Annotated in this window: 20 protein-coding genes; 7 read left to right on the top strand and 13 right to left on the bottom strand. The window is 67.4% G+C overall.

Translation table 11 applies throughout. The features are described from left to right. Nucleotides 1-3: 3 nt before the first annotated feature. The 5 genes from O5O43_RS01490 to O5O43_RS01470 all read right to left on the bottom strand — a co-directional run bounded on the left by O5O43_RS01490 (nucleotide 4) and on the right by O5O43_RS01470 (nucleotide 4,730). A complete protein-coding gene (locus O5O43_RS01490; RefSeq protein ID WP_271085163.1) occupies nucleotides 4-846 on the bottom strand; it encodes a transglutaminase family protein in 843 nt (280 codons plus the stop codon). A gap of 1 nt (nucleotide 847) precedes the next feature. Further along, nucleotides 848-1,786, bottom strand: coding sequence for an alpha-E domain-containing protein (locus O5O43_RS01485; protein ID WP_271085162.1), 939 nt, complete (start codon nucleotides 1,784-1,786; stop codon nucleotides 848-850). Next, nucleotides 1,787-3,193 carry a circularly permuted type 2 ATP-grasp protein gene (locus O5O43_RS01480; RefSeq protein WP_271085161.1) on the bottom strand — a complete coding sequence of 469 codons (1,407 nt, stop codon included), beginning with the start codon at nucleotides 3,191-3,193 and terminating at the stop codon, nucleotides 1,787-1,789. A gap of 101 nt (nucleotides 3,194-3,294) precedes the next feature. Beyond that, nucleotides 3,295-3,831 (bottom strand): group 1 truncated hemoglobin, encoded by a 537-nt coding sequence (locus O5O43_RS01475; RefSeq protein ID WP_271085160.1) that lies wholly within the window; start codon nucleotides 3,829-3,831, stop codon nucleotides 3,295-3,297. Between the two features lie 2 nt (nucleotides 3,832-3,833). Beyond that, nucleotides 3,834-4,730, bottom strand: a complete 897-nt coding sequence (locus tag O5O43_RS01470) for a DUF3034 family protein (RefSeq protein ID WP_271085159.1) — start codon at nucleotides 4,728-4,730, stop codon at nucleotides 3,834-3,836. 171 nt (nucleotides 4,731-4,901) lie between these two features. On the opposite strand from O5O43_RS01470, the gene O5O43_RS01465 reads away from it, so the two are divergent. From O5O43_RS01465 to O5O43_RS01445, 5 genes are all read left to right on the top strand, one after another. Further along, nucleotides 4,902-5,516 (top strand): methylamine utilization protein, encoded by a 615-nt coding sequence (locus tag O5O43_RS01465; protein WP_271085158.1) that lies wholly within the window; start codon nucleotides 4,902-4,904, stop codon nucleotides 5,514-5,516. Then, a complete protein-coding gene (locus O5O43_RS01460) occupies nucleotides 5,513-7,825 on the top strand; it encodes an EAL domain-containing protein (RefSeq protein ID WP_271085157.1) in 2,313 nt (770 codons plus the stop codon). Before O5O43_RS01465 ends, O5O43_RS01460 begins: the two co-directional genes overlap by 4 nt. 167 nt (nucleotides 7,826-7,992) lie before the next feature. Next, nucleotides 7,993-8,739 (top strand): IPTL-CTERM sorting domain-containing protein, encoded by a 747-nt coding sequence (locus O5O43_RS01455; RefSeq protein WP_271085156.1) that lies wholly within the window; start codon nucleotides 7,993-7,995, stop codon nucleotides 8,737-8,739. Nucleotides 8,740-8,891: 152 nt separating this feature from the next. Then, nucleotides 8,892-11,048 carry a TonB-dependent siderophore receptor gene (locus O5O43_RS01450; protein WP_271085155.1) on the top strand — a complete coding sequence of 719 codons (2,157 nt, stop codon included), beginning with the start codon at nucleotides 8,892-8,894 and terminating at the stop codon, nucleotides 11,046-11,048. Then, a complete protein-coding gene (locus O5O43_RS01445) occupies nucleotides 10,958-12,136 on the top strand; it encodes a PepSY domain-containing protein (protein WP_271085154.1) in 1,179 nt (392 codons plus the stop codon). The genes O5O43_RS01450 and O5O43_RS01445 overlap by 91 nt, the downstream gene beginning before the upstream one ends. Nucleotides 12,137-12,480: 344 nt before the next feature. Here O5O43_RS01445 and O5O43_RS01440 read toward each other — a convergent pair whose 3' ends face one another. Then, on the bottom strand, nucleotides 12,481-14,490 hold the full coding sequence (locus O5O43_RS01440) for a M13 family metallopeptidase (protein ID WP_271085153.1): 2,010 nt from the start codon (nucleotides 14,488-14,490) through the stop codon (nucleotides 12,481-12,483). A gap of 147 nt (nucleotides 14,491-14,637) precedes the next feature. Here O5O43_RS01440 and O5O43_RS01435 point away from each other — a divergent pair, with 147 nt between their 5' ends. Beyond that, nucleotides 14,638-15,195: a hypothetical protein gene (locus tag O5O43_RS01435; protein WP_271085152.1), complete on the top strand. Its 558-nt coding sequence runs from the start codon at nucleotides 14,638-14,640 to the stop codon at nucleotides 15,193-15,195. Between the two features lie 66 nt (nucleotides 15,196-15,261). Here the strand turns inward: O5O43_RS01435 and O5O43_RS01430 are convergent, their stop codons facing one another. From O5O43_RS01430 to dnaG, 3 genes are all read right to left on the bottom strand, one after another. Then, nucleotides 15,262-15,684 carry a hypothetical protein gene (locus O5O43_RS01430; protein WP_271085151.1) on the bottom strand — a complete coding sequence of 141 codons (423 nt, stop codon included), beginning with the start codon at nucleotides 15,682-15,684 and terminating at the stop codon, nucleotides 15,262-15,264. A 207-nt stretch (nucleotides 15,685-15,891) separates the two neighbouring features. Beyond that, on the bottom strand, nucleotides 15,892-17,850 hold the full coding sequence (gene rpoD / locus O5O43_RS01425) for an RNA polymerase sigma factor RpoD (protein ID WP_271085150.1): 1,959 nt from the start codon (nucleotides 17,848-17,850) through the stop codon (nucleotides 15,892-15,894). A gap of 94 nt (nucleotides 17,851-17,944) precedes the next feature. Beyond that, nucleotides 17,945-19,816: a DNA primase gene (gene dnaG, locus O5O43_RS01420; RefSeq protein ID WP_271085149.1), complete on the bottom strand. Its 1,872-nt coding sequence runs from the start codon at nucleotides 19,814-19,816 to the stop codon at nucleotides 17,945-17,947. Between the two features lie 200 nt (nucleotides 19,817-20,016). On the opposite strand from dnaG, the gene O5O43_RS01415 reads away from it, so the two are divergent. Then, nucleotides 20,017-20,283 (top strand): hypothetical protein, encoded by a 267-nt coding sequence (locus tag O5O43_RS01415; RefSeq protein WP_271085148.1) that lies wholly within the window; start codon nucleotides 20,017-20,019, stop codon nucleotides 20,281-20,283. A gap of 71 nt (nucleotides 20,284-20,354) precedes the next feature. Here O5O43_RS01415 and O5O43_RS01410 read toward each other — a convergent pair whose 3' ends face one another. From O5O43_RS01410 to O5O43_RS01395, 4 genes are read right to left on the bottom strand one after another with little or no spacing between them, the layout of a single operon-like run. Continuing rightward, entirely contained in the window at nucleotides 20,355-21,314 is a 960-nt protein-coding gene (locus O5O43_RS01410) for a hypothetical protein (protein WP_271085147.1), read from the bottom strand. A gap of 1 nt (nucleotide 21,315) precedes the next feature. After that, a complete protein-coding gene (gene carA / locus O5O43_RS01405; protein WP_271085146.1) occupies nucleotides 21,316-22,473 on the bottom strand; it encodes a glutamine-hydrolyzing carbamoyl-phosphate synthase small subunit in 1,158 nt (385 codons plus the stop codon). A gap of 45 nt (nucleotides 22,474-22,518) precedes the next feature. Then, a complete protein-coding gene (locus tag O5O43_RS01400) occupies nucleotides 22,519-23,856 on the bottom strand; it encodes an amino acid permease (RefSeq protein ID WP_271085145.1) in 1,338 nt (445 codons plus the stop codon). Nucleotides 23,857-23,865: 9 nt separating this feature from the next. Beyond that, complete coding sequence (locus O5O43_RS01395) at nucleotides 23,866-24,660, bottom strand: SDR family NAD(P)-dependent oxidoreductase (RefSeq protein ID WP_271085144.1); 795 nt, start codon at nucleotides 24,658-24,660, stop codon at nucleotides 23,866-23,868. Between the last annotated feature and the right edge of the window lie 5 nt (nucleotides 24,661-24,665).

Here is a 24,665-nt window from a genome sequence, read left to right as displayed (position 1 = left end):
CGTTCACGACCGACTTTGCGACTGCTGTTGTTGCTGTGTCTGTTGCATCTGACGCACACGCAGAGCCACCGTCATCGTCTCGCGCCCGCCGCCGTAGGTGGAGCCGCGAATGGGCGAGGCGCCCAGCGCATCGAGGCCCGAGGCGACGCGGACATAGTGTTCGGTCGGGCAGATGCCGTTGGCCGGATCGAAGCCGACCCAGCCCAGGTCTTCGACATAGGCCTCGGCCCAGGCGTGGGCGGCCTCCTGATGCTCGACACCGTCGCGACGATGCAGGTGGCCGGAGATGTAGCGGGCCGGGACGCCCATGCGGCGCGCGGCGGCGATGAAGATCTGGGCGTGGTCCTGACAGACGCCTTTCCGTTGCGCGTAGGCGTCGGCGGCGGTGTGGTCGGCGGTCGTGGACCCGACCATGAAGGCGACCTGCCCGTGGATCAGCGACATCAGCCGGTGCAGACGGCTGAGCGTGTCGCCCCCCTCCCCGACCTCGGCGGCCAGGGCGCGAAGGGCGGCGTCGGCATGGGTCAGGGGGGTGTCGCGCAGGAAGACCAGGGGCGACAGCCGCTCGGGGTTGCCTCGCAGCACGCCGCCGGTGTTCACCGTGGCGATCTCTCCGGTCACCCGGACCATCAGACCGTTGGTCGGGCGCTCGGTGTAGAGGGTGTGGACGATATTGCCGAAGGCGTCTTCCGAGCGGCGCAGATGGGCGTCCACGTCGGTCTCGATGCGCCAGTCGCGGACCTGCTGGCCCTCGGTCGAGCGCGGCGTCAGGCGCAGCACCTGGACGATGAACCGGGCGGCGCGGTCGTAGGCGTAGCGGGTTTCGTGATCGATCCGGATACGCATGTCAGACCAGGTACTGATCGTGGATGGCGGTCGCCAGGGCGTTGTTCTCGCTCAGGAAGGCCAAGATGTATTCGTGCAGGCCCGACTGGAAGATCTCCTCGATATTGGTCTCGTTGAACCGCGTCAGGCGCGCCGAGGCCAGACGCTGGGCCGGGCCGCGGCGGCCGTAGTCGGTGGCGAGCCGGTCGAGGTAGGACACGATCATCCCCTGACAGCTGGCCAGCGACCGCGGCATCTGGCGGTTCAGAACCATCAGGTCGGCGACCAGCCAGGGACGCACAGATTCCCGATAGACCCAACGATAGGCGGTCAGGGCCGAGACCTCGCGCAGCAGGGTCGTCCACTGGAAATAGTCGAGTTGGCCGCCGACCCGTTCTCCGGCCGGCAGCAGCAGATGGTATTTCACGTCCAGCAGGCGGGCGGTGTTGTCCGCCCGCTCGATCGCCATGCCGAGGCGCAGGAACCAGTAGGCGTCGTTCCTGAGCATCGTCCGCGACGACGCGCCCTCGACCGCGAGGCTGACGTTCTTCACCCATTCGAGGAAGCGCACGAAGTCGTCGCGCTTGGTCGGTTCGCCGAATTCGTTCAGCCCGTTCCAGGCTCCGTTGATGGCTTCCCACAGCTCGATCGTCAGGGCGGTGCGGACCGAGCGGGCGTTGGTGCGGGCCGCGGTGATGCAGGCGCGGATCGACGACGGATTGTCCGGGGCGAAGGCCAGGTATTCGCGGACCGATTTCTCGGACGGCGTGCGGGCGCTGGCGGCGAACTGGCGCGACACCCCGGCCGAGGCGATGGCCGAGGCCCAGGCCGTGGCGGCCGCGCCGTCGCGCGCCGGGAGCGCGGCAAGGCGCACGGCGGCCTCCAGGATGCGCGCCAGGAAATCGGCGCGCTCCATATAGCGGCCGGTCCAGTACAGGGCTTCTGCGGTGCGGCTCAGCATCTAGTCGTCCAACACCCAGGTGTCTTTTGTGCCGCCGCCCTGGCTGGAGTTCACGACCAGCGAGCCCTGTTTCAGCGCCACCCGGGTCAGGCCGCCGGGCGCGACCCGGACGCCGGCGGGGCTGGACAGGACGAAGGGGCGCAGGTCGACGTGGCGGGGCGACAGGGCGCCGGAGCCGTCCAGCGTCGGCGCGGTCGAGAGGGCCAGGGTCGGCTGGGCGATAAAGTCGTCGGGGTCGGCGATCAGCTTCTTTCGGAAGTCCTCGATCTCGGCCTTGGTCGAGGCCGGACCGACCAGCATGCCGTAGCCGCCGGAGCCGCCGACCTCCTTCACGACCAGCTCGGGCAGCTTGTCGAGCACCTCCTTCAGCGCCTCCGGCTCGCGGCAACGCCACGTGGGGACGTTGCCGAGAATGGCGTCCTCCCCTGAGAAGAAGCGGATGATCTCGGGCATATAGGTGTAGACGGCCTTGTCGTCGGCGACGCCGGTGCCGACCGCGTTCGACAGGGTCACATTGCCCGCCGCATAGGCCGCCATCAGGCCGGGCACGCCGACCGTCGACTGCGGCAGGAAGGTCAGGGGGTCCAGCCAGTCGTCGTCGACGCGGCGATAGATGACGTCGACCCGCTGCGAGCCCTCGGTGGTGCGCATGTAGACGACGTCGTCATCGACGAAGAGGTCGCGGCCCTCGACCAGCTCGACCCCCAGCTTGTCGGCCAGGAAGGAGTGTTCGTAGTAGGCCGAGTTGAAGGGGCCGGGCGTCAGGACGACGATGTTCGGATCGGCGCCGGCCTGCTCGGGCGCGGAGGCGCGAAGGCTCGCCAGCAGCATGTCGGTATAGGTCTCGACCGGCCGGATGCGGTGCTCGGCGAACAGGTCGGGGAACAACCGCATCATCATCTCGCGGTTCTCCAGCATGTAGGAGACGCCCGAGGGGGTGCGGCAGTTGTCCTCCAGCACCACGAAGCCGTCCTCGCCCGTGCGAACCAGATCGACGCCGCAGATATGGGTCCAGACGTCGCCCGGCGGCCGGCGGCCCTGCATCTCGGGCCGGTAGTGGGGGTTGGTGAAGATCAGTTCGGCCGGGACGATGCCGGCCTTGATGCACTCCTGCGGACCGTAGATGTCCTTCAGGAAGGCGTTGAGAGCGGACACCCGCTGCTTCAGCCCCCTCTCCAGTTCGTCCCACTCGCTCGCGCCGATGATGCGGGGCACCACGTCGAAGGGGATCAGCCGCTCGTTGGATTCGACGTCGCCATAGACCGCGAACGTCACGCCCATGCGGCGGAAGAAGAGTTCGGCCTGGCGCGACCGCGCCTGAAGCAGGTCGGCCGGCGCGGTCTCGAGCCACCGGGCGAGCGTCCGGTAGCTCTTGCGGACCTCGGTCGATCCGGCGTGGCCTGACATCTCGTCGAACGTGACGGTCGCTCCCGCGTCTTGCTGAACCGTCAGCGTGGACCGGGCGACAACCCGCGCGCAACAGTTTTGTTGCGGTGCGGAATAGGTTTCTAGCGAACCACTACGTCGCGGCGCATGGGGGCGAGCTTGGCGAGGAAGCGGTTCTGGGCGCTGAACGCCACGCCTTCCTGCGCCATCGCGATCTGCAGGTTCTCGACCAGGGCGCCCATGTCGGCGGCTTGCAGACCGAGGTCGCGGTGTGACGAGGCCATGTCGCGGCCGGTGTAGTCGACCGGTCCGCCGAGGATGTAGGCGAACTGCTCCTTCAGCGTGCGGCGGATGCGGACCAGGTCGTGGCCGACGAAGGTTCCGGCGATGCGCGGATCGGCGATGTTGCGATCCACCATGGCGTCGACGATGCGGTCGACGCCCTCCTGACCGTGGAAGGCCTCCCACATGGCGGTGCCTTCGAACGGCGTGGCGCCAGCGTGGGCGTTGGACTGTTCGTAGGGTTCGACGGCCTCTTCGTCCGGATGTTCGGTCGACATGACGACGGGCGGCATGACGAAGTCATCGGCCTCGGCATCCTGCGCGAAGGCGGGGGCGGCCAGCAGCGACGCGGCGGCGGCGAGAAGCAGGATGCGCATGGTCAGAACCCGGCCTGGAGCGAAAGATAGAAGCCGCGCTGATCCTGGAAGGTCGCGATGGACCCTAGATCCACCCAGGCGGCCGTGACAGAGAGATGTTTATTCAGGGCGTAGGCCGCATAGACATCGACCCAGTCGTCTTCCTTCGCGAAGCCGAGGTTGTCAGGCTTGGTCCGGTATTCGGCGCCGACCACGAGGTTGCGGTTCAGCAGATAGCCGACCGAACCCTCGAACTGGGGCTCCAGGTCGTCGTTCCGGTCGCCGCCGAAGCCCAACAGTCCCGTCTGGTTGGCGTTGGTGTAGCGGACGGCGCCCGAGACCAGCAGGCTGTTCGCTAGGAACAGCTTGGTCGCGGCCACATAGTATTCCGTGCCCTCGTCGTCGCGGCCGCCGACGGCGCGCACGATGGCGCCCTGGTCGTTGGACTTGTGCTGGACGCCGACGGCGACCTGCGGCAGCCAGGTGTCCTGATCATAGATCGCGTCTCCGATCAGCTTGACCTTCATCCCCACGATGTCCTGGGTGAAGGTGAAACCCTGGCCCAGACCGAGCGCGGAGCCCGTCGCGCCCGTGTCGAATTCCTGACGCGCGACCGACAGTTCGACCCGGTCCCACAGACCCACGGCCGCGCCCCAGGAGCGCAACTCGTAGTCGGGCACGTTGACATAGGTGGCATGGACGTTGGCGCCGATGCCGTCCTCATCGCCATAGCCGGTCGTGGTCGCCCATGTCGCCAGGCCGCCGCCGCCCGATCCTTCGATGGTCGAGACCCCGCCGGTCAGGAGAAGCTTGCCGCCCGTACGGCTGTCGGGAACCCAGTCGAAGGCCTGGGCCGACGCCGTCGCGGGCGCAGCCGCGCAGACGATCAGGCAGGCGAGGATCGGCGATACGGATTTCACGGCTGGGCCTCGGAGTGCGGGGAGCTAGCCGCCAGTAAGGCGATCGCACTTAAGGCGCGGTAAAGCATTGCTCGACGGAGTTGTTCGACCGCACCAAAGTTATAGCCGAATACTACCCCTGATTGTATTACGGTTTACTTGGACTTCATGGGGATCATTTACAGACGGGCCATGCGCATTCTTCTGTCGATTGTCCTGGCTCTGATCTGCGGCCCCGCCTTCGCCGGCGACCTGACGGTCAGCGTGCGCGACAACTCGGGGCGGCCGGTGCGCGATGCGGTGGTCACGGTGACGCCGAACGCCGGGGTTCCGCGCGGGCCGATCCGCTTTTCCTGGCCCTTGCGCATCGTGCAGCACGACATCCAGTTCCAGCCCTATGTCCTGATCGCCCCGGTCGGCGGGACCGTCTCCTTCCCCAACCTGGATCGGGTGCGTCACCACATCTATTCCTTCTCGCGCGGCAACCGGTTCGAGATCGAGCTGTTCGGCCGGGACCAGACCCGGACCCACGTCTTCACGGCCGCCGGGGTCGCAGCCCTGGGATGCAACATCCACGACCAGATGCTGGCCTATGTCCGCGTCGTCGACACCCCCTACGCAGGCAAGACCAATGCGACGGGCGACGTGACCATCCCGGCCATCCCGGCGGGCGCGGCCCGTCTGGTCGTCTGGCATCCGCAGCTGAACACGCGCGGCAACGAGATGCCCTACGCCCTGACCATCGGCGCGGGACCGGGGCGCCAGACCGCGACCGGCGACTTTTCCGCCCGGGCCGCGGTGCGATGATCGTCGCCCGCTTCACCAACCTGAGGACCCGTCTGACGGTCCTCTACATGGGGATGTTCGGCATCGCCCTGATGCTGGTGGCGCTGGCGGTGTTCACGGCCATCACGGGCAGCGCCCGCAGCCTGGTGCGCGACGAACTGGGCGCGACCGGCGCCGTCTACGGCCAGATCTGGGGAAGCCAGACCGCCCAGCTGCACCAGGGCGCGTCCGTCCTGGCCCAGGACTACGGATTCCGCGAAGCGATCGCGACCAATGACGAACCGACCGTGCGCTCGGCTCTCGACAATCTGCGCGCTCGTCAGAAGGTGGATGGCGCCCTGATCCTGGGCGCGGACGGCTACGTCACAGCCGCCGGGGTGACACTGGACGACGCCACCACCGACACCCTGTGGCGGGGACTGAACGGCGGCGACATCGAGGCCGGGGTGCTGAGCATCAACGGCCAGTCCTATCAGGCGGTCTCCGCCCCGGTGATGGCCCCCGTGCTGATCGGCTGGGTCGTCTTCGTGGAGCGCCTGGACCAGTCGCAGATGCGCACTCTGGAAGGACTGTCGGCCATTCCCCTGTCCGCGTCGGTGCAGACCTCGGCGGCGGACGGCTGGCATGACATGGCCGGCCCTCCGAGCGCCCTGGGGGGCGCCATCGACCGCGTCCTGGCGGCCGGAGACGAGAAGCCTGTCACGGCCCGCACTTCGAACGGCGAGGCCATGGTCCTGGCCAGTCCCCTGCCCAGCTTCGACACCGCCGCTCCGGCGGTTCTGACCCTCAGCTATCCGATGGCCCTGGCCATGAAGCCGTTCGAGGCGATGTTCTGGGCGCTCGGCGCCATCGGCCTTGTCGGGCTGGGCATCCTGATGGTCGGCACCTGGATGCTGTCGCGCGGCCTGACGCGGCCCATCACGGAACTGGACGAGGCCGTCCACCGCCTGCAGAACGGCGAGCACGCCGAGGTGGCGGTGACCTCCGCCGACGAGATCGGCCGCCTCGCCGCCAGCTTCAACGCCATGGCCGGAGACATCCGCGACCGTGAGGCCCGCTTGACCCACATGGCCCTGCACGACCAGGAGACGGGCCTGCCCAACCGGCTGTCTCTCGAACGCGAGGCCAGCCGGACGGACGCCTATGTCATCGCCTTCGGGGTCGATCGCTTCGGCGTGGTGCGGAACGCCATCGGCTACGATTCCATGGCCCGGCTGGTCGGCGCCCTGGCCCAGCGCCTGAACGCCGCCGCCGACGGCGCCCGCGTGGCCCGCGTCGCCGCCGGCGTGGTCGGCATGATCCTGCACGCCGAAAGCGACGAGGATGCGATCCGCGAGGCCGCCCGCCTGTGCGCCGTCGCCGATACGCCGGTGAAGCTGATCGGCGCCACGGTCGACGCCTCCCTGAGCGCCGGTCTCGCCCGCACGCGCGGCAGCGTCGGCGGCGTCGACTCCGCCCTGGACCGCGCCTCCATCGCCTTGGATCAGGCCCGCGTCGCCCACCGCAAGGCCGCCCTGTTCGACGCCCACGCCTATGGCGACCCGGTCGGCAATCTCAGCCTCATCGGCGAACTGATGGGCGCCCTGGAGACGGCCCAGGTCTGGATGGCCTATCAGCCGAAATACGACCTGCGCGCCGACGCCATCACCGGGGTCGAGGCCCTGATGCGGTGGAACCACCCGCGCCGCGGCTTCGTGTCCCCAGACCTCTTCATCACCATGGCCGAGGAGACCGGCCAGATCCGCGCTCTGACCGAATGGGCGGTGCGCCAGTCGATCGCCGACCAGAAGGTCCTGGCCGAGGCCGGGCACAGGGTGACGATGTCCGTGAACATCTCGGGCCGTCTGCTCTCCGACGAAGGCTTCGCCGACTTCGCCCTTCAGGCCGTCGCCGCCTCGGACGCGGACCTGTGCTTCGAGATCACCGAGACGGCGGTCATCGACAATCCGGAAGTGGCGCTCGGCATCATCGAGCGGTTCTCGGCGGCGGGGATCGCGGTGTCGATCGACGACTACGGTTCAGGCTTGTCGTCCCTGGCCTATCTCAAGCGGATCAAAGCCGACGAACTCAAGATCGACAAGGCCTTCGTCATGAGCCTGGACGAGAGCGCCAAGGACGCGCTTCTGGTCAAGTCGACCATCGACCTGGCCCACAGCCTGGGCATGACCATCACGGCCGAAGGCGTCGAGACGCCGACCGCCCTGGCCCTGCTGCGCGGCATGGGCTGCGACACCGCCCAGGGCTATCTAATCGCCCGTCCCCTGCCCCTGGCCGGGCTGATCGAGCGGATGGAAAAGCCGGCGGTCGAGGCTCAGTCCCAGGCGGCCTGAGACCGGCTGTCCGCCAGCCTGGGGAACCGGCCGGAAGTCAAGAGCATCGGCGTCCCAACCTTGGGACGCACAAGGCAGGCTGGCTGACTACCCTGGGCTCCAGATTGTGGTTTACCCGCCCGCTCGGAGGCTGGCGTCCGTAAACTTTCATTGACCGGGGGGAATTCGTGCTTCGTATCCATCGCGTTCTGTCGGCGCGCACTGGGCGCTCTCGCCTGCGCCGTTTCGCTGCCATCGCAGTGGCCGCCCTCACCTGCGGCGTAGCCAACCAGGCCATTGCCCAGGAGACGACCTACACCTTCTCCTCGGCTTTCTATCAGGCGATCACCAACGCCAATGGCGCCTGCACCGTCGGAGAATGCGCCACCTACACGACCGGCCAGCGCGCGATCGTCACATTGACCTTCGCTGCGCCGCTCGCGGCCAACCTCCCCGCCGCCGACCGAAGGGCGGCCATCACCGCCTATTCCCTGAGTGACGGGGTCCGGACGACCACCGGCCCCTCCGGCGGCGCCGCCATTCTCCTCGGCAGCTTTGGGACGGATGCGACCGGCACGCCCGTCAGCTACGACCTGTTGGTGGAGCGCACGCCGGGCCCTCCCTATACGACCTCTACGCCGACGGATCCGAACTCGCGCCTGTCCTATGTCGAGATGCGGACCAATGGCGTGGAAGCGCGCGGCAACTACGTCTGCTACGGACGAGGCGGCGGCGCCGCACCCGGTACCTGCAGCAGCGCCGGCCCCGATCCGGCGAGCAGCACCGCAACCACGACAGATCCCACGGTGGTGACTCGGGTCATAGCCACGCCCGCCGCCGTCCCAACCCTGTCCGAGTGGGCGATGATCCTGTTCGGCATCATCCTGGCGAGCGGCGCGGCCCTGGGGGTTCAGCGTCGACGCGTGCCGGCCTGATCGGGTCCCCCGCCTGATCGGCGAAGCGGCGCCCCCGGCCTCGGCGGGGCCGTTCTCACGCCTGTCTGCGATCGGCCGCGACAAAAGCGACGCTTGTTCGCATCTGCACAAACCTATATGCGACGCATTCTCATTCACATGTGTCGTTGTCCATGGTCCGTACGCTCGTCCTCTCCACCACCGTCTTCTTCGTGATCGCCGCCGTCGCGCAGGCCCAGACGCAACAGGAGGCTGATCAGCTGGACGAGGTCGTGGTCACGGGCTCTCAGGTCCGCATCTCCGCCCCCTATGCCGGCGGTCAGGTCGCACGCGGGGCCCGCGTCGGCCTGTTCGGGACGCTCGGCCAGCTCGACACCCCTTTCGCCGTCACCGCCTACACGGAAGACCTGGCCCGCAACCAGCAGGCCCGCAGCGTCGCCGACGTGCTCCAGAACGATCCGGCCGTCCGCGTCTCCAAGGGCTTCGGCAACTTTCAGGAGCTCTACATCCTGCGCGGCTTCCCGATCTATTCCGACGACATGACCTACAATGGTCTCTACGGCATCCTGCCGCGCCAGTTCGTGGCCTCGGAGTTCCTGGAGCGGGTCGAGGTCTTCCACGGCGCCACCGCCTTCCTGAACGGCGCGGCCCCCGGCGGCTCGGCCATCGGCGGCAGCATCAACCTGACCCCCAAGCGCGCGGGCGACGTTCCCCTGACCCGCGCCACCGTCGGTCTCGAAGGCGGCGGTGAGTCTTACGTCGCAGCCGATGTCGCCCGCCGCTTCGGCGCCGACGCCGAATACGGCGTCCGCTTCAACGTCGCCCGTCGCGACGGCGAGGGCGCGGTGGACGACCAGTCGCGCACCCTGAACGTCGTCGGCCTGGGCCTGGACCGTCGCGGCGACCGCGCCCGCTTCTCGGCCGACCTGGGCTGGCAGGACCAGCGCATCGACGCTCCGCGCCCGACCGTGACCCCGACTGGCGCCGTCCCGGCCGCGCCCGACGCCTCGTCCAACTTCGCCCAGCCCTGGACCTATACGGACGAAGAACAGCTGTTCGGCGTCGCCCGCGGCGAGTTCGACCTGACCGACAGCGTCGCCGCCTGGGCCGCCCTCGGCGCGCGCGAAGGCGAGGAGAACAACCGCCTGGCCAACCCCACGGCCCAGCCGAACGGCGTCACCTCGGCCTACCGCTTCGACAACCACCGCAAGGACAGCGTCTGGTCCGGCGACATCGGCGTCCGCGCCGAGCTGGCCACGGGCCCGGTGAACCACCGCATCGTCGCCTCGGCCTCCATGGTCCGGTCGCGCGAGAAGAACGCCTACGCCTTCTCCAACTTCGCCGGCTTCGCCTCGGACCTGTACAACCCGGTCACCGTGGCCCCGCCTGTCCCGAACTTCTTCGTCGGCGGCGATCTGTCGTCGCCGCGTGAAGTGGGCGCCGTCGACTACGGCAGCCTGGCGCTGGCCGACATGCTCGGCTTCATGGACGGCCGCCTGCTGGTGACGCTCGGCGCCCGCTATCAGGAGATCGAGACCAAGGCCTTCGACTACAACACCGGCGCCCTCCTGACCGAGTACCAGAGCGACGCCATCACCCCGGCCTTCGCCGTCGTCTACAAGGTGATCCCCGAGATTTCCCTCTACGCCAACTATGCCGAGGCCCTGATCCCCGGCCAGACGGCCCCGCTCAACACCCCCGGCGGCGTTCAGATCACCAACCCCGGCGAGGTGCTGGAGCCCTACGTCGGCGAACAGGTCGAGGTCGGCATGAAGTACGACGTGGGTCGTTTCGGCGGCTCGGTCAGCCTGTTCCGCACCACGCAGCAGAGCGCATTCATCGAGAACAACCGCTTCGGCGCCAACGGCGAACAGCGCAACCAGGGCCTGGAGATCGCCTTCTTCGGCGAGCCGCGCGAGGGCCTGCGCCTTCTGGGCGGCTGGACCGTCCTCGAAGCCGAACTGACCCGCACCGCCACCGCCGCCCTGCAGGGCAAGACGCCGATCGGCGCCCCCGAGATCCAGGGCAACGTCAACGTCGAGTGGGACGTGCCGCAACTGTCCGGCCTCACGCTGGAAGGCCGCGCTGTCTACACCGGCGAGCAGGAGGTCGACGCCCTGAACACCGTCCAGCTGGAAAGCTGGACCCGGTTCGACGCCGGCGTCCGCTACGCCTTCACCGTCGGGGGTCGCGACCTCACCGCCCGCGCCCGCGTCGAGAACATCGCCGACGAGAACCAGTGGGTCGCCGTCGGCGGCTATCCGGGCGCCAACTATCTGACGCTCGGCGCCCCGCGCACCCTGTCCGTCTCGGTCTCCACCGCGTTCTGAAGCCGGTGAAGCCGTCGACGATCCGCGCCTGGTCCTTTACGCACAGATGGTCGAGCCTGGTCTCCACGCTCTTCCTCCTGATGCTGTGCGTCACGGGCCTGCCGCTGGTCTTCTCCCATGAGCTCAACGAGGTCCTCCTCCAGGAGCCTTGGGAGGCGGCGAACCCCGACGGCCCGAAGCTCGACCTCGATCAGGTCCTGAACACCGCGCTCGCCCGCCACCCCGGCGACGTCCCCGCCTTCATGAGCTTCGACGAGGACCGGCCGGTGGTGAACGTCACCTCCGCCCCGCCCGGCTCGACCGCCTATCATTTCCAGCCCATCGACCAGACCTCGGGCGACGCCGCCCCCCTGGTCGCCGGCCATCCGGTGATGGAGTTCATCCTCCAGCTTCACACCGACATGTTCCTCGGTCTGCCGGGCATGCTGTTCCTGGGCTTCATGGGCCTCTTGCTGGTCGTCGCCGTGGTGTCCGGCGTCGTCCTCTACGCCCCCTTCATGCGTCGCCTTCCGTTCGGGACGCTCCGTCTGGAGAAGGCCGCCCGCACCCGCTGGCTCGACTGGCACAACCTGCTGGGCGTCGTGACCGTCGCCTGGGTCCTGGTCGTCGGGGTGACCGGCATCGTCAACACCCTGGCCACCCCGATCCTTGCGGTCTGGAAGGAAGACGCCCTGGCCGAGCTCGCCGCCGCCCACTCAAGCCCCGCCCCCCTGTCCGAGCGCGCCTCCCTCGCCGCCGCCGTCGAGCGCGCACAACAGGCCCTGCCCGGCATGCAACTCCAGTTCGTCGCCTTCCCCGGCACGGCGTACACGACCGACCACCACTATGCGGTCTTCTTCCACGGCGACACGCCGCTGACGACGCACATGATCACGCCCGCCCTGATCGACATCCGCACCGGAGAGCTGGCCGCCGTCGCCTCCATGCCCTGGTACGTGAAGACCCTCAGCCTCTCCCAGCCCCTCCACTTCGGCGACTACGGCGGACTGGCCCTGAAGATCCTCTGGGCCCTGCTGGACCTCGCGACGATCGTGATCCTGGGTTCGGGCCTCTACCTGTGGCTCGGCAAGAAGAAGAAGCGCGCATGACGAAGCGCAACCCTGCGGCTCAAACGAGCGACCGCGTCGCGAGCTGTAGCCAACAACGAAGTCTCTGGACGATCTTCCGCTGGCCGTTGATCCTCGGCGTCCTCAGCCTGACCGGCCTCGTCGGCGCCCTTCTGGTGGATGGACCGTGGGATTGGATTTTCGCAGCGCTCATTGCGGCGTCTGTCGGCGCGGTGGCGTGGGCGAGGTGGTCCGCTACGAAGACCGCGCGTTGAGCCAGTCAGAGTTAGGGGCCAGTCGCTGTTCAACGGAGGTCGCCTCATCCGAGACGTTCGGCGCGTCCGCCTTCGACCAGACGTGAAGATCCGATCCCGGACTCCGGGACCCTACCAAATCGCTACTCTTTCGTCCGGCGCTAGATACAGAGCCGCGTCCGGCCCGACATCGAACGCTTCGTACCAAGCGTCTATGTTGCGAACGACGCCGTTGACCCGATACCGCGCCGGCGAATGATAGGCGCTCTGGGATTGGCGGCGCAGAGCCTCCTCGGTCGTCAGTGTGCGCCAGAACTGAGCCCAACCCAGGAAGAACCGCTGTTCGGCTGTAAAGCCGTCGAAGTGGGCGTTCATGTCCATCCCGGTCTCTCCTGCGTGCAGCCTGAACGCATCGAGCGCCAGGGTCACGCCGACCAGATCCGCGAGGTTTTCCCCAAGCGACCGCTGTCCGCCCAGGTTGACCCCGGGTAGAGGTTCGTAGCCGTCGTATTGCGCCACCAACCTCTCGGCCCTTGCCTCGAACGCCGCGCGACTGTCCGGCGACCACCAGTCCCGCATGTTTCCCTCGTCATCGAACCGCGAGCCCTGATCGTCGAAGCCATGCGCCATCTCGTGCCCGAGGACAGCGCCGATCGCGCCGAAGTTGACGGCGGCGTCCGCCGTCAGGCTGAAGGCCGGCGCCTGCAGGATGCCTGCGGGAAAGGTCACGGCGTTGAACTGTGGACTGTAACTTCCGTCGACGGCGTGGGGCGCCAGGTGCCAGGGCCAGGGATGCTGCCGATCGTCCAGCTGGAGCCGATCCTGTGCGGCCTTCGCCGCGTTGAGACTGTGCAGATTTCCGATTGCATCATCGGGTCGGAGATCGACCTCCGCATAGTCCCTGAGCGTGTCGGGATAGCCCAGCTTCAGACCCATCTTTTCGATCTTGGACAGGGCGACCGACCGGGTGACGTCATCCAGCCAGTCGGCGTGGGCGATCCGGGCTGCGAAGGCGCGTTTGAGCAGGACAGCCATGGCTTCGATCCGGTCGCGGTGCGTGGCCGAGAAATGTTCGGCGACGTAGGCCTTGCCGATGAGGTCCGGCAGGTTGCGGTTCACGAAACCGATGCCACGCGCCTCCCGGCTTCTCTGGGTCTCCTGCCTGGCGAGCCTTCGACCGTAAAAGGCGAAACTGGTCTCCTGGATTTCCGCGTTCAGCAGATAGGCGAGGTTCTGGATCCAGTGGAAGGCGAGATAGGTGCGCCAGGTCTCGACCGGGGTTTCGGCGAAGATCGCAGCGCTGGCCTGAATGGCGGTATCGGTATTGAGGACGATCTCTTCCACGTCGCCGAAACCCGCAGCCTCGAGATAGGCGTTCCAATCGAACCCGGGAGCATACGCCAGAAGGTCTGCGCGGCTCATCAGATGGTAGTTCAGCCGACGGTCGCGAAGCTGCTCCGCAGTCCACATAGCGGCCGCCAGGCTGGCTTCAAGCGCGACGACCGCATCGGCTTGGGCCGTGTTTGCGTCGGCGACCCCGGCGAGTTCCAGCATTCTGACGATGTGATCGCGATAGGCGATACGAAGCGCGGGGTATTCGCCACCCTGATCCTCGTAATGCACACGTGACGGCAGGCCGAGAATACGCGAGCCCAGGGTCTGCTGATCGAGATGCAGGAGCGTGCGGCGAGTGTTAGTCTCGTCCGGGAAAACATAGTTTCCGACGATCGCATGGGAGACGGGCCTGGCCATCCACCTCGCCACGCCGGCGTGGTCCGGGATGGTCAGGATCGCGCCGATGTCCGCCCGGATCGGCGCGGTCGCTCTGCGCTCGATGGCGTCGGTGTCCATGAAGCTGGCGTACAGCGCGCCAAGCTTCGGATCGGCGACGCCGGTCCCGCCCACTCGTCCACTCTGAACAACCGCATTCGTCCAGGCCTCGGTGCGCAGATACATGGCGTTGATTTCGCCGTACTCGGCATAGCCTGGGGGACTGACCGCCGTGCGAAGCCAACCTTCATTGACGTAGTCAAAGAAGGCGTCGCCCGGAGAGATTGTCTGGCTCAGGTTGGCCAAGTCGATGCCCCAGGAACCGCCGGGCGCCTTTGCCAGGACCCCTGCGGGGAGCGCGGCGATCGCCAATGGCGCGACACCTGCGGCAAGAATGAAGCGACGTCGGCTCAGGAAGCGCCCACTGGCGTTGGTCGAGGAATGCAAGGCAAAGAGCGACATCGATATTCCAATCGCGGGTTATAGTGCGATTAGCACTATATGGAGTGCGTGGCGCGAATGAATGTTTCGAAAGGTCCGCGAGGCTCAGCCACACTGACCGAACTGGAAGGCGCAATCCTGTCGGAGATCCACCACCGGGGAGCCGAGACCGCTTTCAAGGTCCGAAAGGCCTTCCTCGGTTCGCCGTCGGTGGAATGGAGCGGCAGTTCAGGCGCCGTCTACCCGGCGATACGAAGGCTTACGGCTCACGGGCTCATCCACGGTGAGGCGCAGATGTCCGCGCGCAAGGGGAGCAGTCTGACTTTGACCGCTAATGGCGTTGAAGCGCTCGATAACTGGATTTGCGATCTGGATCGCGCTGCCGGACTGGGACTGGATCCTTTTCGCCTTCGATCCGGTCTATGGGACGAACTTCCGGGCGCGGTCCGTCTGAAGCAGTTGGCCAGTCTGCTGGTCGTCCTCAAGACCAACATCGCTGATCTGGAAACCTACGGTTCCGGGCTGGATCGTGTGGAGAGGCGGCGGGTCGATCTGTCGATCGCACAACAGAAAGCCCGCGCAACCTGGGTCGAAGCAGAGTTATCGGCCGCTGAAGGGGATTTGAAAGCGGATTGACGACCGCACCGAATGTCTACTCCCCGCCCAAGCGCGACACTCTCCGCCAAGCGGGCGACCTCAGGCTCACCGAATGCCCATGTGTCGGAGCGAGAGATCCGACAGGTTCCTCGCCGCGCGAAGCAGGATCTCCGCTTCCGACGCCCTCCCCTCGGAGATCAGCCAGGCCGCGCGGGCGGCAGCGCGTTCGACGGCTTGGGAAACCCTCACCGGCCGCTCGTTCACTTCGAACGGCAGGTTCAGGGCTTCTGGCAACGGGCCGATGGCCGGCGGCGGACCGGCGGGCGCGCCGCGCACCGGCTTGAGGTCATAACGACGCGCCATGGCGTGGCGGGTCCAGCCCTCGCGGCTGGTCTTCTTCCTGAGATTGCACAGGCTGACGTCGAAGCGCTGGGCGACCGAGGGCGCCGGTTCGCCCGCCAGATAGGCCTCCCGCACCTTGGCCCAGGTCTCGGGGCCGCGATATTTGCGAAGTCTGAAGTGGTCCATGACGGCGGTCATTGCAGACCGGAACGTCAGATTCGGCCGTATCGGCGTCCCGCCTGTCCCGCATTCTGCAGTTTCGGCGTCCCCGAATTCTCCACGAAGTCCTGGGTCGGGGCAGGCTTGCGCATTGACCGCAAAAAAGGGCCGCCCCGTCGCCGGAAGCGGCCCTTAAATCCTAAGCCCTAAGACCTAAGACCTAAGCTCTACGCCCTAGCTGTCCAGGAAGCTCCGCAGCTTGCGCGACCGCGACGGGTGCTTCAGCTTGCGCAGGGCCTTGGCCTCGATTTGACGGATGCGCTCGCGCGTCACCGAGAACTGCTGGCCGACCTCTTCCAGCGTGTGGTCGGTGTTCATGCCGATGCCGAAGCGCATGCGCAGGACCCGCTCCTCGCGCGGCGTCAGGGACGCCAGCACGCGGGTGGTGGTCTCGCGCAGGTTCGACTGGATGGCCGCGTCGATGGGCAGGATCGCGTTCTTGTCCTCGATGAAGTCGCCCAGGTGCGAATCTTCCTCGTCGCCGATCGGCGTCTCGAGGCTGATCGGCTCCTTGGCGATCTTCAGGACCTTGCGGACCTTCTCCAGCGGCATGGCCAGCTTTTCGGCCAGCTCTTCCGGGGTCGGCTCGCGGCCGATCTCGTGCAGCATCTGGCGGCTGGTGCGGACGATCTTGTTGATCGTCTCGATCATGTGCACCGGGATGCGGATGGTGCGCGCCTGGTCGGCGATCGAGCGGGTGATCGCCTGGCGGATCCACCAGGTGGCGTAGGTCGAGAACTTGTAGCCGCGGCGGTACTCGAACTTGTCGACCGCCTTCATCAGGCCGATGTTGCCCTCCTGGATCAGGTCCAGGAACTGCAGGCCGCGGTTGGTGTACTTCTTGGCGATGGAGATCACGAGGCGCAGGTTGGCCTCGACCATCTCCTTCTTGGCCTGACGGGCCTCGCGCTCGCCCTTCTGGACGGTCTGGACGATGCGGCGATAGTCGTCGATGGGCAGGCCGGCCTCGGTCGCCACGGCCGCGACGTCGCCGCGGATCGTCGCGATCTGGGTCGACTGGTCGTCGCTGAATTTGGTCCAGCGGACACCCATGTCCTTCACCTGCTCGGCCCAGTTGGGGTCCAGCTCCTTGGTGAAATAGGCCTTGAGGAACTCGGGGCGCGAGATGCCGTAGCTGTCGGCCATCCGCAGCAGGCGGCCTTCCAGACCGATCAGCCGCTTGTTGATGGCATAGAGTTGTTCGACCAGGGCTTCGATACGGTTGTTGTTCAGCTTCAGCGTCTTCAGCCGGCCAGAGATGGCCGCCGACAGTGCATCATAGGCCTTGCGGTCCTTGGCGTTCAGCTCCTCGCCCTTCAGCCGGCTTTCGACCAGCTTCTCCTGCAGCTTGCGGAAGGCGTCGAAGTCGCCGGCGATCGCGTCCAGGGTCTCCATGACCCCATCGCGCAGCTCCGCCTCCAGCGCCGAGATCGACATCCCGCCGCCATCGTCGAAATCCTCGTCCTCCTCATCCCCTTCTGGCTTTTCACCTTCGGATTCCGCGCCTTCGTCCTCAGACTTGGGCGGGAGCGGCTGGCCGGGGATGGGCGGCTGGGGCTGGTTGTGCGGCAGGGACGAGGGGTTCAGCACGCCGTAGGTGGCGTCCAGGTCGATGACCTCGCGCAGCAGGATGCGATTGTTCGCCAGTTCGTCACGCCAGACCATGATGGCCTCGAACGTCAGGGCGCTTTCGCACAGGCCCGAGATCATCGCGTCGCGACCGGCCTCAATCCGCTTGGCGATGGCGATCTCGCCCTCGCGGGAAAGCAGTTCGACCGAGCCCATCTCGCGCAGGTACATGCGCACCGGGTCGTCGGTGCGGTCATAGGTCGGTTTGGCGTCGCCCTCGGTGACCGAGGTTTCGGCCCGTTCGGCGACTTCGCCGCCCGAGCTCTCGGCCGCGTCTTCCTCGGCCTCGACGACATTGACGCCCATCTCCGACAGCATCGCCAGGGTGTCTTCGATGGCGTCCGGGGTGACCTCTTCGGACGGCAGGACCTTGTTCAGCTCCTCCATCGTCACATAGCCGCGCGCCTTGGCCTGCTTGATGAACTTCTTGACCCCGGCGTCGGTCAGGTCGAGCAGCGGCCCGTCAGCGGTCGTCGTCTCGGGCTGTTCCTGCGTATCGGTCATTCAGTCAAACTCTCCGCGTCGAGGTCGCCGCCGCCGGCCCCTCGGCAAAATTGCAACAGTCGTTCCGAAAGAGAACGCGCCGGGGCCGAGTTCGTTACGAACGCGCTCCATCGTCCCAAATCGTCCCGGTCTTGATGGCTCGTCGCAAGGCGTCGCGCTCCGCCTTCAGACGACTGAAGGCGGATGCGTCGAAAGCGTGATCCGCCCCCGACTTCGCTGACGCCAGCGCCGCGTCCAGTCCCGCCACGCGGGTCAGGGCGTCGAAGCCTTGCGACCACCGGACCCTTGCTTCGGCGAGGGGCGCATTTGCGGCCAGGAAAGGCGCGCCGGACTTTGCCGCCGCCTTCTCGACCTCGCGCACTAAAGCATCGTGTCCGGAAGTCGCGAGATGGCGACGCAGGGCCGCGCTGTCAAGCGTTTGGCCCCCGAAACGGAGCCTCACCAACTCCTGCGCCAATCCGTCCAGCGACGGATCGCCAAAGCCGTGACTGGCGATGGCCTCCAGATGGTCGTCCATCCGCTCCGGGTCCTCGATTGCGCCGTGGGCGAGAGCCGCCGCGATCGGCTCGATCGAGCGGCTCAGCGCCTGCATGGCCGAGGCCCCCTCGGCGGTCTGCCCCAGCTTCGGCGGCGGTCCTGGCCGCCAGCGTCCGCCGCCCTGCTGGAGCCGCTGCTGTGGCGCGGCACGGCCCGGGAACAGGGCGTCGAAGCGGTCGAACAGGTCGCGGCGATACTGCTCGGCCAGATCCTTGTCCTGAATAGCCGCCGCAGCCGTGCGCAGCCGCCCCTTCAGCCCCGCCTTCCGCTCGGGCGTATCCAACGGCTCGGCCTCGGCCTCGCGGCGGAACAGGACCTCGGCGAAGGTGCGTGTCTCCTGCATCGCCTGACGCAGGGCCGGGGCGCCCTTGTCCCTCAGGATGTCGTCCGGATCCTGCCCGCCTTCCAAGAGGGCGAAGCGGAACGACCGGCCGGGCTTGAGCAGCGGCAGGGCGCGTTCGATGGCGCGATAGGCCGCCCTCTGCCCCGCCCCGTCCCCGTCAAAACACAGGATCGGCTCGGACGAGACCCGCCACAGCAGGGCCATCTGCTCCTCGGTCAGCGCCGTACCCATAGGCGCCACGGCCGGCAGGCCCGCGCGCTGGCAGGCGATGACGTCCATATATCCCTCGACGACGATGATCGCCTGGGTCGATTTGGACTCGGCCCCGAGGATGCGCCGCGCCTCGGGCAGGCCGTACAGGGTCGAGCCCTTGTGGAAGAGCGGGCTCTCCGGACCATTCAGATATTTGGCCCGGTCGTCGGGGTTCATGGCGCGGCCGCCAAAGCTGACCAGTCGCCCACGCGCATCCAGGATCGGGAACATCAGCCGGTCGCGGAACCGGTCGTAGGGGGCCCCTCCGCCCTCCGGCGCGATCAGCATCCCCATCTCGATCAGATCGCCTGGTTTTGCGCCGCGCTGGACCAGGGCCGCCTTCAACCCCTCGCGATCGTTGGGCGCGTAGCCCAGACCGAACCGCTCCCACTGATCCTCGGGCAGGCCGCGTCGTTCCAGGTAGTCGCGCGCCGCCTTGCCGACCGAGCGTCGAAGGTTCGCCGCGAACCATTTCTGCGTAAGGTCCATCCAGTCCGAAAGGCCCTGCTTCTTCGCCTCCCGCTCGGCCGCCTGCGGATCCTCGGCCGGCATCTGCATCCCAGCTTCGGCGGCCAGCCGCGCGACGGCTTCCGGGAAGCTCAGCCGCTCCGTCTCCTGCAGGAAGGAGATGACGTCGCCGTGCTTGCCCGAGCTGAAGTCGTGGAAGAAGCCCTTGTCGTCGTTGACGAAAAAGGACGGCGACTTTTCCTTGGAGAAGGGGCTCAAGCCCACCCATTCGCGACCCTGTTTCTTCAGCTTGACGGACCGCCCGATGACGTCGGACGGGCGAAGGCGGGCCTTCAGTTCATCGAGGAAGCGGTCATCGAAACGCACCTCTCCTGTATACCTCGCCCCGACGGCGAGCGGCGCCATTAACCAGTCATTAACCAATCGGGCGAAAGCGCGGCTATAAGCTCATGTATTGTATGGACATTTTTCGGTCGGATTGCGGAACTATCCACAGACGACAGGGTTAATCCACTGTTACTCCGGCGCAGAAGAGCCGATCTCAGTTCCCAGCCAGAGCCGTTCCCATGTTCATCGCCATAACCCAGCCGGCGATCGAGCCCATTGGACCCGATCCCGTCGCCACGCCCTACGCTCCTACCGCTCACGACCTGACGCCGCGCGCTTTGCACGCGCGCCTGCTCGCCAATGCGGCTCAACGTCGCCTGCGCGGCCTCGAACGCAAGAGGGCGCATCGGCCAGAGGACGCCGATTACTGGCTGCATGCGGCCCCGGTCGCGGTGCAGAAGGCTTGTGCTCTGCGCGAAGAACGCAGCTTCGCGCCCTTGCCCTAAGCCAGCGACCTGGCCTTAGAAATCGAGGTCCTGTCGAAGATAAAAGATCACTTCGACGGATCCGAATAGCGTCAGCGCAGCTCCGGCAGGCGGCGCATGAACGAGTCGCGCATCTTGCGCCGACGCTCGGCCGCGCTCTTGGGTCGGACCCGTTCGCGAACCTCTAGGCCCTCGCCCCAACGCTGGTGCATCGCCTCGGCCAGCTGCGGATGGCGGTCATGCTGGTGGACGATGGCGCTGATCGTGCCGTCTGGGTTGACCACCTGCCCATCCTTCAGGCCCAGGGTCTCGCCAGGCGTCAGGCCGATGGTGGCGACCCGGCCGTAGTTGTCGTTTACCTCAGCCTTCAGCAGCCCCATGTGGATCGCGATGTTGCAGGCCGCCTGATCGGCCCCGAACGCCCCGCCGAACTCCGAACGCGGAATGGCAGCCAGCATCAGGACCAAGCGGCAGAAGCGGATGATCTCGGCGCGCGGGCCCATCACCGTGCCGACGCAGACGGACGGCGCGGTCGCCAAGGCCTCGGCCATCGCCTCGCCGATCAGGGCGCGCAGGTATTTCATGTTGAAGGCGTGGTCGCCCAGCCGGTCGCCCTCGACGAAGGCCTCCAGCCCCGTCGGCTGCGGCGCGAAGGGCGACTTCTGGAAGAGCACGTCGCGCACGTCGGTGATCAGGACGCTGCGGATATCGGTCCGGCCCGACAGATGGCGATCGAAGGCCGCGAACCGGGCCATGACGGCGTGAGGCTCCCACCCGTCGATCTTCGCCGGCGTCAACAGCCGGACCCGGTGCAGGTCGAAGAGGGCGCGGATGTCGTTGCGATCGTCGACCACCAGGGCGATCTCGCCGTCGAACACGGCCCTCAGCGACCGCACGAAGGGGGCGATGTCGTGGGCGTCATAGCCGGTGGCGTAGCCCAGCACGGCGTCGATGGACCCGCCCTCGGACCCGGACCCGGCGTCGTCGACGCGGGCGGCCAGTGCGGCGCCCAGCCAGCCCAGATAGGCCGATGACGCCGCCGAACCGCTCATGTCAGACCTTCATCAGGTCGCTGAAGCGATCGAACAGATACAGGCTGTCGGTCGGCCCGGGCGAGGCCTCGGGATGGTGCTGTACGCTGAACACCGGGCGGTCCTTCAGCTTGATGCCGCAGTTGGTGCCGTCGAACAGGCTGACGTGGGTCTCCTCGACCGCGTCGGGCAGACTGTCGCGATCGACCGTGAAGCCGTGGTTCATCGAGACGATCTCGACCTTGCCGGTCGTCAGATCCTTGACCGGATGGTTGGCGCCGTGGTGGCCCTGATCCATCTTCACGGTCTTGGCCCCAAGCGCCAGGGCCAGCATCTGGTGGCCGAGGCAGATGCCGAAGACCGGCTTGCCGCTCTCCACCAGCTTCCTGATCTCGGGCACCGCATACTCGCCCGTCGCCGCCGGATCGCCCGGGCCGTTGGACAGGACCACGCCGTCAGGCGAGCGGGACAGGATTTCCTCGGCGGTCGTCGTCGCAGGCACCACGGTGATCTTCGCGCCGGTGGAAGCCAGGGCCCGCAGGATGTTCCGCTTCACGCCATAGTCGACGACCACGACGGTCTTGCGGCCCTCGGTCTTCGGGTGACCTTCCGGCCAGGCCCACAGACCCTCGTCCCACTCGAACGCCTGCAGGGTCGAGGCGGGCTTGGCGAGGTCGAGGCCTTCCAGACCGGTCCAGACCCGCGCCTGGGCGACCAGAGCCTCCAGGTCGAACTGGCCGTCCGGATTGTGGGCGATGACCGCGTGGGGCGCGCCGTGGTCGCGAATGCGCTGGGTCAAGGCGCGGGTGTCGATGCCTGCCAGACCGACCACGCCACGCCGCTTCATCCAGGCGTCGAAGGTCGAGTCGGACCGATAGTTGGCCGGATCGGTCGGCAGGTCGCGGAAGATCGCGCCCCGCGCCGAAGTATCGGATCCGCCGCCCATCTGCTCGATGTCTTCCACGTTTGTGCCGACGTTGCCGACGTGCGGGAAGGTGAAGGCCAGGATCTGGCTCATGTACGAGGGGTCGGTCAGGATCTCCTGATACCCGGTCATGGCCGTGTTGAAGACCACCTCGCCCAGCGCCGAGCCGGTCGCCCCGACCCCGATACCCTGGAAGATCGTGCCGTCGGCGAGGGCAAGAACGCCGGTGGCGCCGGGAAGAAGCTGTGCGGTCATGGCCGTCCCCTTACACCGAATCCCGGCGAACAAACGGCCGCGTGACTAAAGGGATGCCGAGCCGGGGTCAACGCGACCGCCTGCCTTGCTCCGCACGAACAGCCACCCGACCGAGGCCACGACGAACAGCAAGATGGCCGGCACGATGTTCCCCGGCGCGGCCGCCGCGACGGCGCCGACCGAAAAGACCAGCCCCACGACCGACAGAATCCTCCACCCCGGCGCCCGGCTGGCCCGGAACAGGCTGATGCAGCACAGGGCGTAGAGGCAGACGGTGAGGACGGTGCAGGCCCCGATCAGCAGACCGAACTGGCCCGCCAGCGTCGGCTGGGAGGTCATGACCACCAGTCCGGCCATGATCGCTCCGTTGATCAGGGGGTTGGCCAGCGGCAGCCGGCCCGGCGTCTCCGCCGAGCCGAACCAGCGCGGCAGATAGCCCTGCTCGGCCGCACTTCGCGCCGTCTCGCCGCCCAGGATGGTCCAGCCGGCGATGGTGCCGACCGCCTTGACCACCGCGCAGGCCGCGACGAGGCCGGCGACCGAGGCGCCGAAGACCCGCGCCGCCAGATCGGCGAACGGGCTGGTCGAGGACGCGAGCTCTCCAGCCGGGATGACGCCGAACACCGCCACGCTGGCGGCGACGTAGACGACCAGCGCCAGACCGACGCCCGCGACGCTGGCCCGCCCCACGTCCTGCGCCGGATTGCGCACCAGACGCGACAGGGCCGCCGCGCTCTCCAGCCCCAGGAAGGACCAGAAGATGACCACCAGCGAGGCGGGCACGCTCCGGGCCAGCGGCAGACCTTCCGGGCTCCACGACGCGGAGAAGGTCTGCGGGCTGAAGGCGAGGGCGCCGGCCACGATGGCGAGCAGCAAGGGCAGAAGTCCGATGATCAGGGTCGCCGCGCCCAACCGCGCGGCCACCCGCGCCCCCGCCGCATAGGCCGCCGTCGTCGCTCCGATCAGCAGCAGATTGCACAGGGCGGCCGGACCGGGCTGGGCCAGGGCCGGGAAGAAGAAGGCCAGATAGCCGGTGCCAGCCAGGGCCACCGCGACGTTCCCCGTTAGGCAGACGCCCCAGTAGGCGATGGCCGTCTGATAGCCGATGAACCGGCCCAGCCCCCGGCGCGTGAAGTCCGTCAGCCCGTCCGCGTCCGGCTGGGACCGCCCCAGGCCCGCGAACACCGCCGCCAGGACCATGGCGCCCGCCCCGCAGACCAGCCATCCGATCAGGCTGGACGATCCTGTCGACGCCAGGGCCACAGGCGCCAGATAGACGCCCGAGCCGATCATGTTGCCGGCCACGACGAGCGCCGCCAGGCCCCAGCCGAGCTTGCGTCCGCTGTGCTGGGCTTCGAGGGGGATGGTTTCGGTCTGGCTCATGACGCAACGCTATGCCGGAATGCGCGCGCCGTCCCAGGCGAAAACGCCTCCGCTGTCGCCGGGCGTCAGACTTTCGATCACAGTCATCAATTGGGCGGCCGACTGGGTCGGCGTGAAGAGTTTCTCGGGCGGAACGCCCTTCTGAAAGGGTTCGCTCAATCCCGTCCGCACCGTGCCCGGATGCAGCCCGGTGACGATCATCTGCGGATGGGATCGGGCCAGTTCGATGGCCAGGTTGCGAATCACCATGTTCAGTCCGGCCTTCGACGAGCGGTAGCTGTGCCAACCGCCCAGTCTGTTGTCGCTGATCGATCCGACACGCGCCGACAAGGCGGCGAAGACCGCCCTTCGATCCCTTGGCATCCCCGCAAGGAAATGTTTGGCGACCATCGCGGGACCGACCGTGTTGACCCGATAGTCCCGCAGAAGATGTTCGGCCTCCAGCGCCTTGTAGGAACGCTCAGGCTGGCGACCACTGTGGAGCACGCCTGTCGCGACGATCACCACTGTGGCGGCAGGCCCCTCGGCGACACGCGAGGCAGCGGCGCGGATACTGGCTTCGTCCTCCAGGTCGAGATGCGCTTTACCTGAAAACGAACGGGCGAAGCGATGAACCTCGGCAAACCGCCCCGAGCCCTCGAGAGCCTGCGCCAGCGCCGCGCCGACGCCGCCGGACGCGCCGATGACCACCGCCGAGCCTTCGTCTTGCATCCTGTCCATCTCGCCTGAATGGCGAGTCTGCAGGGCCCCTGCAACACGATCGTTGACCCCGGGATCGACGCAAGCGAGGAGGTGGGCGCTCAACCGGA

This window comes from Brevundimonas sp. NIBR11 (assembly GCF_027912535.1).
Taxonomy (GTDB): domain Bacteria; phylum Pseudomonadota; class Alphaproteobacteria; order Caulobacterales; family Caulobacteraceae; genus Brevundimonas.
This window is presented reverse-complemented; position numbering and strand designations above follow the sequence as displayed.

Coding starts and splice junctions, on each gene's coding strand:
- O5O43_RS01480 (WP_271085161.1), bottom strand. CDS start 3,193: ATGTCAGGCCACGCCGGATCGACCGAGGTCCGCAAGAGCTACCGGACG.
- O5O43_RS01435 (WP_271085152.1), top strand. CDS start 14,638: ATGAATGTTTCGAAAGGTCCGCGAGGCTCAGCCACACTGACCGAACTG.
- O5O43_RS01410 (WP_271085147.1), bottom strand. CDS start 21,314: ATGAGCGGTTCGGCGGCGTCATCGGCCTATCTGGGCTGGCTGGGCGCC.
- O5O43_RS01475 (WP_271085160.1), bottom strand. CDS start 3,831: ATGCGCATCCTGCTTCTCGCCGCCGCCGCGTCGCTGCTGGCCGCCCCC.
- rpoD (WP_271085150.1), bottom strand. CDS start 17,850: ATGACCGATACGCAGGAACAGCCCGAGACGACGACCGCTGACGGGCCG.
- O5O43_RS01450 (WP_271085155.1), top strand. CDS start 8,892: ATGGTCCGTACGCTCGTCCTCTCCACCACCGTCTTCTTCGTGATCGCC.
- O5O43_RS01415 (WP_271085148.1), top strand. CDS start 20,017: ATGTTCATCGCCATAACCCAGCCGGCGATCGAGCCCATTGGACCCGAT.
- O5O43_RS01400 (WP_271085145.1), bottom strand. CDS start 23,856: ATGAGCCAGACCGAAACCATCCCCCTCGAAGCCCAGCACAGCGGACGC.
- O5O43_RS01460 (WP_271085157.1), top strand. CDS start 5,513: ATGATCGTCGCCCGCTTCACCAACCTGAGGACCCGTCTGACGGTCCTC.
- O5O43_RS01485 (WP_271085162.1), bottom strand. CDS start 1,786: ATGCTGAGCCGCACCGCAGAAGCCCTGTACTGGACCGGCCGCTATATG.
- O5O43_RS01430 (WP_271085151.1), bottom strand. CDS start 15,684: ATGGACCACTTCAGACTTCGCAAATATCGCGGCCCCGAGACCTGGGCC.
- O5O43_RS01465 (WP_271085158.1), top strand. CDS start 4,902: ATGCGCATTCTTCTGTCGATTGTCCTGGCTCTGATCTGCGGCCCCGCC.
- O5O43_RS01490 (WP_271085163.1), bottom strand. CDS start 846: ATGCGTATCCGGATCGATCACGAAACCCGCTACGCCTACGACCGCGCC.
- carA (WP_271085146.1), bottom strand. CDS start 22,473: ATGACCGCACAGCTTCTTCCCGGCGCCACCGGCGTTCTTGCCCTCGCC.